This window comes from Gilliamella sp. wkB108 (genome assembly GCF_001690195.1).
Classification (GTDB): domain Bacteria; phylum Pseudomonadota; class Gammaproteobacteria; order Enterobacterales; family Orbaceae; genus Gilliamella; species Gilliamella apicola_L.
Genome location: NZ_LZGM01000029.1, coordinates 1 through 8,691, shown reverse-complemented (window position 1 = coordinate 8,691; position 8,691 = coordinate 1). Strand labels below are relative to the sequence as shown.

9 protein-coding genes and 2 tRNA genes are annotated in these 8,691 nt (G+C 31.5%); 8 read left to right on the top strand and 3 right to left on the bottom strand.

The annotated features are described in order from the left end of the window. Positions 1 to 56: 56 nt before the first annotated feature. A complete protein-coding gene (locus A9G11_RS03775) occupies positions 57 to 272 on the bottom strand; it encodes a YdcH family protein (protein WP_065618199.1) in 216 nt (71 codons plus the stop codon). 108 nt (positions 273 to 380) lie between these two features. On the opposite strand from A9G11_RS03775, the gene A9G11_RS03770 reads away from it, so the two are divergent. Together A9G11_RS03770 and A9G11_RS03765 are read left to right on the top strand one after the other, a co-directional pair. Beyond that, complete coding sequence (locus A9G11_RS03770) at positions 381 to 1,895, top strand: helicase HerA-like C-terminal domain-containing protein (protein ID WP_065618198.1); 1,515 nt, start codon at positions 381 to 383, stop codon at positions 1,893 to 1,895. Positions 1,896 to 1,969: 74 nt separating this feature from the next. After that, complete coding sequence (locus A9G11_RS03765) at positions 1,970 to 3,058, top strand: AI-2E family transporter (RefSeq protein WP_065618197.1); 1,089 nt, start codon at positions 1,970 to 1,972, stop codon at positions 3,056 to 3,058. A 25-nt stretch (positions 3,059 to 3,083) separates the two neighbouring features. Here A9G11_RS03765 and bcp read toward each other — a convergent pair whose 3' ends face one another. Continuing rightward, positions 3,084 to 3,560, bottom strand: a complete 477-nt coding sequence (bcp, locus tag A9G11_RS03760; RefSeq protein WP_065618196.1) for a thioredoxin-dependent thiol peroxidase — start codon at positions 3,558 to 3,560, stop codon at positions 3,084 to 3,086. 69 nt (positions 3,561 to 3,629) lie between these two features. Next, positions 3,630 to 4,925: a glutamate-1-semialdehyde 2,1-aminomutase gene (gene hemL, locus A9G11_RS03755; protein ID WP_065618195.1), complete on the bottom strand. Its 1,296-nt coding sequence runs from the start codon at positions 4,923 to 4,925 to the stop codon at positions 3,630 to 3,632. 158 nt (positions 4,926 to 5,083) lie between these two features. On the opposite strand from hemL, the gene erpA reads away from it, so the two are divergent. The 6 genes from erpA to A9G11_RS03725 all read left to right on the top strand — a co-directional run bounded on the left by erpA (position 5,084) and on the right by A9G11_RS03725 (position 8,401). After that, on the top strand, positions 5,084 to 5,422 hold the full coding sequence (gene erpA / locus A9G11_RS03750) for an iron-sulfur cluster insertion protein ErpA (protein WP_034914816.1): 339 nt from the start codon (positions 5,084 to 5,086) through the stop codon (positions 5,420 to 5,422). A 207-nt stretch (positions 5,423 to 5,629) separates the two neighbouring features. After that, positions 5,630 to 5,717 (top strand) — tRNA-Leu (locus A9G11_RS03745). Between the two features lie 20 nt (positions 5,718 to 5,737). Continuing rightward, positions 5,738 to 5,813: transfer RNA gene (locus tag A9G11_RS03740), tRNA-Gly, on the top strand. A 604-nt stretch (positions 5,814 to 6,417) separates the two neighbouring features. After that, positions 6,418 to 6,948: a hypothetical protein gene (locus tag A9G11_RS03735; protein ID WP_065618194.1), complete on the top strand. Its 531-nt coding sequence runs from the start codon at positions 6,418 to 6,420 to the stop codon at positions 6,946 to 6,948. Positions 6,949 to 7,052: 104 nt separating this feature from the next. Beyond that, a complete protein-coding gene (locus A9G11_RS03730; RefSeq protein ID WP_065618193.1) occupies positions 7,053 to 7,376 on the top strand; it encodes a hypothetical protein in 324 nt (107 codons plus the stop codon). A gap of 398 nt (positions 7,377 to 7,774) precedes the next feature. Then, the gene (locus A9G11_RS03725) at positions 7,775 to 8,401 is read left to right on the top strand and encodes a hypothetical protein (protein WP_065618192.1); all 627 of its coding nucleotides are present in this window, start codon (positions 7,775 to 7,777) and stop codon (positions 8,399 to 8,401) included. The last annotated feature ends 290 nt before the right edge of the window (positions 8,402 to 8,691 follow it).

Below are 8,691 nucleotides of genomic sequence, written 5' to 3'. Positions count from 1 at the left end.
TTTAAATTATCTTAAATTGTAATGTTTAATTGTATCTTTAATTAAATTTGAATCAGTTATGAAGAAGCTTTTTTTAAGATTTGGTGCATTTCATCTTTCAATTTAAGTTTCTGTTTTTTTAATGCTTCAATAGTTTCTGATGTATCAACTTCGATTCCGGATTCAATGTTTTTGATCTTTTGGTCAAGCTCATTATGTTGATCAAATAATTTTTGAAATCGTAAATCACTATTTTTTAATTGGGAAATTAACTCTCGATATTCTGGAAACATAGCGACTCCTTTTGTAGGTTAAGCAAATAATAAAAATAGAAGTTATTGCTTTTTCAGCTTACAATATTCTTAATTATTTTAATAGCAATTTTAATGAGGATTTAATCCATGAGTGAATCTATAGTTATTGCTAAAAGTAATGGCAAAAATTTATCTATTTTAGCTGCATTAGCGAATCGTCATGGTTTAATTACTGGTGCAACGGGAACAGGTAAAACGGTCACTTTGCAAAAAATGGCAGAAAGCTTTTCACAAATTGGTGTGCCAGTCTTTTTGGCTGATGTTAAAGGTGATCTTACTGGTATTGGTGAAAAAGGTATTTTATCTGATAAGTTACAAGCCCGTTTAAACAGTATCGGCGTACAAGATTGGCAACCTGAAGCTTCTCCTGTTGAATTATGGGATGTTTTTGGTGAAAAAGGTTTACCAGTCCGTACTACGGTTTCTAATATAGGTCCTATTTTACTTGCACGATTATTAAATTTAAATGATATTCAATCAGGGGTTTTACAGTTAGTTTTTAAAATTGCAGACGATAATGGATTGTCATTACTCGATTTTAAAGACTTGCGTGCTTTAGTTCAGTTTGTCGGTGATAACGCAAAAAAATTCACTTCTGAATATGGTAATATTTCATTATCCTCAATAGGTGCAATTCAACGAGGTTTATTAACATTAGATCAACAGGGAGCAGAATATTTTTTAGGTGAGCCAATGTTTGATATTCAAGATTTAATGCAAATTAATTCGGAAAAGAAGGGGATCATTAATATCTTATCTGCTGATAAATTATATAATGCACCAAAATTATATTCTGTATTTTTATTATGGCTATTGTCTGAATTATTTGAACATTTACCAGAAGTGGGCGATCTCGATAAACCTAAATTAATCTTCTTTTTTGATGAGGCTCATCTATTATTTGATGATCTTTCATCTGCGTTATTACAAAAAATTGAACAAGTAGTACGATTGATACGATCCAAAGGGGTGGGTATCTATTTTGTAACTCAAAACCCTACAGATATACCAGATACTATTCTTGGTCAACTAGGTAATCGAGTGCAACATGCATTACGAGCGTTCACTCCTAAAGATCAAAAAGCGGTAAAATCCGCAGCACAAACTATGCGAGCAAATCCAAATTTTGACACAGAAAAAGCAATTATGGAGCTAGCAGTTGGTGAAGCTTTAATCTCTTTTTTGGATGAAAAAGGAACGCCGAATATGGTAGAACGAGGTTTTGTCATTGCGCCACACTCTAAAATGGGTCCCATGTCACCTGATAAACAAAATGCGATTATTAATCAATCACATTTTTACAGTAAATATTCTGATACTATTGATCGTGAATCTGCTTATGAAAAAATTAAAGCTGGTTTTTCACTTAATGGAGATTCCAATAATACAACTATTGATAAAGTGAACCACGACGCTGAAAAGGATGAAAACAGTAGCGGTTGGATGGATCTTCTTGGTTCCATATTTTTTGGTCATAAAGGTCCAAAAGGTGGTCAACACGATGGAATAGCACAAAAAGTGGCTAAAAGTGCTACCAGACAAGTTGCTAATGAAATAGGTAGAAGAATTACTCGTGGTATTTTAGGTGGTTTTAAAAGATAACTTACATTTATAGATCAACCAAGATAAACTGGAAGTTAATTACAAGAATAAGAAGCAAAATAGGAGTATTTGCAATGCTTAAGCTGTTTTTAGAATGGTATAAAAGACGATTTAGTGATCCTCATGTGGTTTCATTAATGGTCGTTATTATTTTTCTATTTTTAATTATTTATTTTTTTAATAAGATCTTATTACCTATATTAATTGCTATTGTTCTTTCATATTTACTCGACACTCCAGTTAATTTCTTACATAAAAAAAATATTCCCAGAACTCTTGCTGTTATTATTGTTTTACTCGTTTTTATTTTGGTTGTTTTAGCAGGTTTTATGATTTTATTACCGTTAATTTGGCAACAAATGGTTAGTTTGATTACTAATATCCCTAATATGTTAAATTTTGCCAATAATTTCATAACATCTTTGCCAGAACATTATCCCGAGTTGATCGATGTAGGATTATTTGATTCCATTATTCAAGGTGTCACTAATAGAGTCGTACAAACAGGTAATTCACTATTACAATTTTCTATAGTTTCTCTGTTTGGATTGGTTTCGATTGCTATAAATGCAGTTTTAGTCCCAATTATGATGTTTTTCTTTTTAAAAGATAAAGCTAAAATATGTAGCTATTGTTCTAATTTATTACCCAAAAATCGAACTATCTTAAATAAAGTTGCATCGGAAATGGATATGCAAATATCTAACTATATTGTAGGTAATGTATTACACATTATAATTTTAGCTATCAGTGTCTATATTCCCTTTTGGTATTTTGGTTTAGATTATGGATTATTATTGGCAGTTGTGGTTGGACTCTCAGTATTAATTCCATATATAGGTATTATTATTTCTAGTATTCCTGTGATTTTAATTGCTCTATTTCAATGGGGACCAAGTGCAGAATTTGGCTATTTAATTTTCTTTTATGTCTTAATTCAGTCTCTGGATGGTAACTTGCTTGTTCCATGTTTATTTTCTGAAAAATTAAATCTACATCCTTTAGTTATCATTTTGTCAGTAATTGTATTTGGTGGATTATGGGGATTTTGGGGGATATTTTTTGCTATACCATTAGCAACATTGGTTAAAGCAATTATTAATGCATGGCCAAAACCAGAAGAAATTGAAAATATCAAAAATAGAGAATTAAAAACAGATTAGTAAAACTAATCTGTTTTTAATTGAATTAATTGGAATGATTTTTAAGATAGTCTAAAACGACTTCATGATGGTTACTCGTTTTGAAATTATCAAAGACTTTTTCAATTTTTCCATCTTTGCCAATGAGAAAACTGATACGATGAATACCATCAAAAGTTTTTCCCATAAACTCTTTTTCACCCCAAATACCAAATGATTGAGAGACTTTATGATCTTCATCTGAAAGTAAAGTAAAATTAAGTAACTCTTTTTCCGCAAATCGTGATAATTTTTCAGGTTTATCTGTACTAATACCAATAATTGTCACTTTGTATTGTTTAAATTCATCAGAAGTATCCCTTAAATTACAAGCTTGAACAGTGCAACCAGGGGTCATTGCTTTTGGATAAAAATAAATCAAAATACGTTGACCTTTAAAATCTTTTGAGCTTATCATCTCTCCATCTTGATCTGGCAACGAAAATTGAGGTGCTTTTTCACCTTCTTTGAGTGGATTAACCATATATTTATTACCTATTTTAATAGTTTAATATTTTACTTCACTTGGTATTATAAATTCTGCGTCACTATTTTAATTTATACTACTAAAAAAACGATTTGCTGCATCAATTGTATAATTGATTTCTTTATCTGAATGCATAATAGATATAAATCCTGCTTCAAATGCTGATGGAGCAAAATAAACACCTTCACTTAACATATGATGAAAGAATTTTTTGAATAATTCAATATCACACTTCATTACATCTTGATAACTGGTTACTTCGGAAGCAGCGGTAAAAAATAATCCAAACATAGCGCCAGCATGATTGATAACCAGTGGAACATTATGTCGTTTGGCCACCGACATTAGTCCATCGGCCAAAGAGGTGGTTTTCTCTGCTAATTCTTGATAGATACCAACGTCCATTAGTTTAGTTAATGTTGCATACCCAGCCGCCATAGCAACAGGATTACCAGAAAGTGTACCTGCTTGATAAATAGGGCCAATTGGTGCTAATTGCTTCATTATATCTGCTCGCCCTCCAAATGCTCCGACAGGCATGCCACCTCCAATAATTTTACCCAAACAGGTCAGATCTGGCGTGATATCATAATATTCTTGAGCTCCACCCAAAGCGACTCTGAATCCAGTCATAACTTCATCAATAATCAATAATGCACCATATTCATCACAAAGATCTCTCAGACCTTGCAAAAAATCCTTCTTAGCAGGTACACAATTCATATTACCAGCAACAGGTTCAATAATTATGGCTGCAATATCGTTTGGATATTGGATAAATTGTTTTTTAACCGATTCAATATCATTATAATCACACACTAATGTATGCTTAACAAAATCATTTGGTACGCCAGGAGAAGTAGGGTGTCCAAATGTTAGCGCCCCAGAGCCAGCTTTGACCAACAAATAGTCGGCATGACCGTGATAACAGCCTTCAAATTTTATAATTTTATCTCGCCCTGTAAACCCTCGGGCAACTCGTAAAGCGCTCATTGTTGCTTCTGTTCCCGAATTAACCATGCGTAACATCTCTATTGAAGGCATAAGTTGGGTGACTAGATTTGCAACTTTTGTCTCGATTTCTGTTGGCGCACCAAAACTAAGACCATTATGAATTGCATGGATAACTGCATCAGCGACATCTGGATCGTTGTGTCCTAAAATCATCGGTCCCCAAGAACCGACATAATCTATGTATGCCTTTTCATCAACATCATAAATATAGGCACCATTAGCTCGTTCGATAAATAAAGGTGTACCACCTACGCCATTAAATGCACGAACAGGCGAATTGACCCCGCCTGGCATTACTGATAATGCTTGGCGATAAAGCTTTTCAGATTTAAATAAATTGTTTTGCATAGTACAGGCAACCTCTAAAGTAAATAGAATTGTATTTATTCATAAAATCAAGATAAATTCAAGTTAGTGAAGATAAATTTGTATAATAGAAGTTTTCATTTTGTATTTTCTTTTTCTATAGGTATATAATATTTAGAATTAAAAGTTAGGAGAATAAAATGAGTGATGCCTTACCGATTAACTTTACCGACGCAGCTGCGAATAAAGTTAAATCTTTAGTTACCGAAGAAGAAAATCCCAATCTAAAACTGCGGGTTTATATAACAGGTGGTGGATGCAGTGGATTTCAGTATGGTTTTACTTTTGATGAAAAAGTGAATGAGGATGATCTAGCAATTGAAAAAAACGGTGTTTCATTAGTAATCGATCCAATGAGTTTACAATATTTAGTTGGTGGTACAATTGATTATGTAGAAGGATTACAAGGATCACGTTTTGTAGTTGATAATCCTAATGCCACAACAACATGTGGTTGTGGTTCATCTTTTAGCGTGTGATTTTATTTTTTTAATATCGACTGATATTAGTTAAATCAATTTAGCATTTCACCCATTTTAATATGTCACAGATGAATTAATCATTTAAAATGTGACAAACATTGACCAATCAACCAATTATATTGAATTTTCTATTGACGTAAAAATTAAGATGGGTAAAATGCACTGCATTCAAAGCGATGTTGTTTTAACAAATATCTGTTTTGAGCCCGGGTGGTGAAATCGGTAGACACAAGGGATTTAAAATCCCTCGGCCTTTTTGGCCGTGCGAGTTCAAGTCTCGCCCCGGGCACCACTTAAAGTAACACTTCAAATGCGGGAATAGCTCAGTTGGTAGAGCGCAACCTTGCCAAGGTTGAGGTCGCGAGTTCGAACCTCGTTTCCCGCTCCAATATAGTATCTATACAAATCTAATAACCTCTATCAAGCTATAAAATATAAAATGAGAGAAATTTGTATATCCTTTGTTTGCATATTTCAAGCGATTATACCTGATTAAATATAATAAAGGTGTTAGTGAGTGGAAGTTATCCTAATTAGGTTTTAAATTTTTAATAAATTTTTCTTTTAAAATCAAAACTACAAATGCCAATCATTGTTTGCTAAAATCTTTATGATATTGAAGATTTTATTCTTGAATTATGTTTATTTTTATGCAATCTTGGCTATAAAAATTGGTAGTTATCCAGTTTATAGATACATCATCCTTTAGACAATATAACTATCATTTTATTAAGGTTTATATTAGGTAACTATTTTGATTAAACCCTATATTTAACTGAAAAAATATAAGATAAAATCAAGTGGTTATTTGACAAAAATGTTCAAATGAACTTAATTAAATTTATTAACATTATTGTTATCAATTTATTTGATTACTTCTTTTGTTTGAAATTTAATATTAAAAATCAATACTAAATGTAATTTAAAAGGAATTTTGATATGTCAACAATTATTACCCCCCCATTTGCTCAAAGGAAATTAATGATCCAAGCATGAGTTGTTTAAGTAGATTCACCATTCATTTCAGAAGACCAGAAAAACTTAAGCAAAATAAAAATAAACCTTATCAGGGGGAATATGGTTTTGATTGGTTGCGTGAAGAATATATCTATCCTATAGATACTGTAGTTTATCAAGACGCTGGATATTATAAAGAAATAAAAAGTGAACCTAAAGCATTATTAATAAAAGATCCAGTTAAGTTTCTACAGGAATATAACAGAGGTGTCGAAGACCCTATAACACCTTATGGACAAGATTATTATCCTGCATGGCTTTCTATTTTTGCATATGGTGTTCAAGGCAATGCAAATGCAACTATCCATAAAGAAGGCGTCTATTTAAACCTACAACTTGATGAAATCGATGACATCAAAGATGATGGCACAGAGCTTATTTTTAAAGCAAGTAAACCATGCTTAAAAATAATTCCAGTTAAAATTCCAATCTCTGAATTTATAGCAACCCCCAAAAAAATCGTAAACTGGGTTATAACGGTGCAACGATTAATTATTATGAATTAGAAAACGCAGTACATATTTCCTGTCAAGGTGACACGTTAAATAAACATTAAGAAATACAAGTATTTGCTAAACTAGGTAATACAGAAACCGAGGTTGGTAAATTAATGGTTTATCAAAATAATGATGTTCCAGTAGCTAATATTGTGGTTGTTAAAGTGATAATGTGTGATAGAGCTGGAAATAAAACTGTTCCAGATATCCACCAATCTTTGGAACATTTGCTTAAATATCAATCTTTTAATCAAGCTTTGATTCGTGCAGAAATATCTGCAAGTGAAGATTTTGATTTAAATGAATTTAAAGAAGATGATGAGGTTAATGATCTTCTTGAAACAATCAAAGAAGGCTTTATGTTTGATAATGATAATTTTGTACGTAACTTGCCTTATAGACTTCAAAGAATATATCAAAAATATGGAAAAAATTGACCATTAGGAGGAATAGACATTGAGGATGATGAACAAAAAAACACTTATCTGTTATTTATTGATATCAATCTTGAGAGAGGAAATAGACGTGGAGAGACAGTAGCGAGCGAATTTTATAGAGGTAAAGCAGGAAACCTTTGTGTTATTTATACAGCAGGTTTACACAGTGATGTTACTATTGTTCACGAAATCGGTCATTCTTTTCAATTACAACATTTATATTCGTATGATTATTCTCCTTATCTTTTCTATCAGGGATATACAGAAAACTATTTGGACAGTTACACACAAGCTAGCGCTGATTCTAATAAGTATGAAGGTAAAATGTATTCATTTTTTAAATGGCAGTGGGATATTATGCGTGAAGATAAAAGTTTGAAATATTAAAAGGAAATACTATGAAACACAGAGGAAATGGTTATTTTTTATTAATTGTGTTTTTATTTTTTAGTGTTACAGTCAATGCACAAACACAAACACAAACACAAACACAAACACAAACACAAACACAAACACAAACACAAACACAAACACGAATGGATGCACGAATTCAAACTCATATGATGTTTTTTAAAGAAAATGCTATAAAACATATCAGTAATGAGGTCGAAAAGGTTACTATAGTCCACGTATCTGCCTCTTATGGGGAGGAAGATCGCCTTGAGATTACAGCAGATTCGATAATAAAATACCCAGAGACTATTTGTTCCACTCTTAATAAAGGTAAGTATAGATGTCCTACTAATGAGCCAATAGAGTATAGTAATAATCATGAACTGTTTGATTTACTCCCTAACATATTTTTATTGGGATCTAACAACTTTGATCCTTGTTACGATGATATTCCCGGAAATAGAGCAATAATCTGCTTTACTGATAGGTCATGTAATATATGGACAATGAAATATCCTTATCCGCCTGAGATTGAAACTTTCGCGGATAAAGTAGATCAAATTTTATCAGGAAAAAGTGACATAGTATTTAAACCAATAAGTGAAAAAGAATTGAACTCGAATAACAAGTAAAAAGGTATTTAACCAATATAATTTTTTTAAATTGGTAATTATTGAATGATATTCACGTGAATATTGTCATTATAATGATGCTTTTTATTTGAATATTTCTCAGTATAAGAAAAATATAACTAAAGAAGTTTCGGATTTTTAAAATACTAATTACTAAAAATTAGATTATTGCTGTTTTGAAGGTATCAAATTCAATGCTATGTATAATTTAAAAAAAATAATTCTTTTGTAATGGTCATATTTTTTATGACTCAAAGTAAAAATAGCATCATTAAATATAAATTTACCTG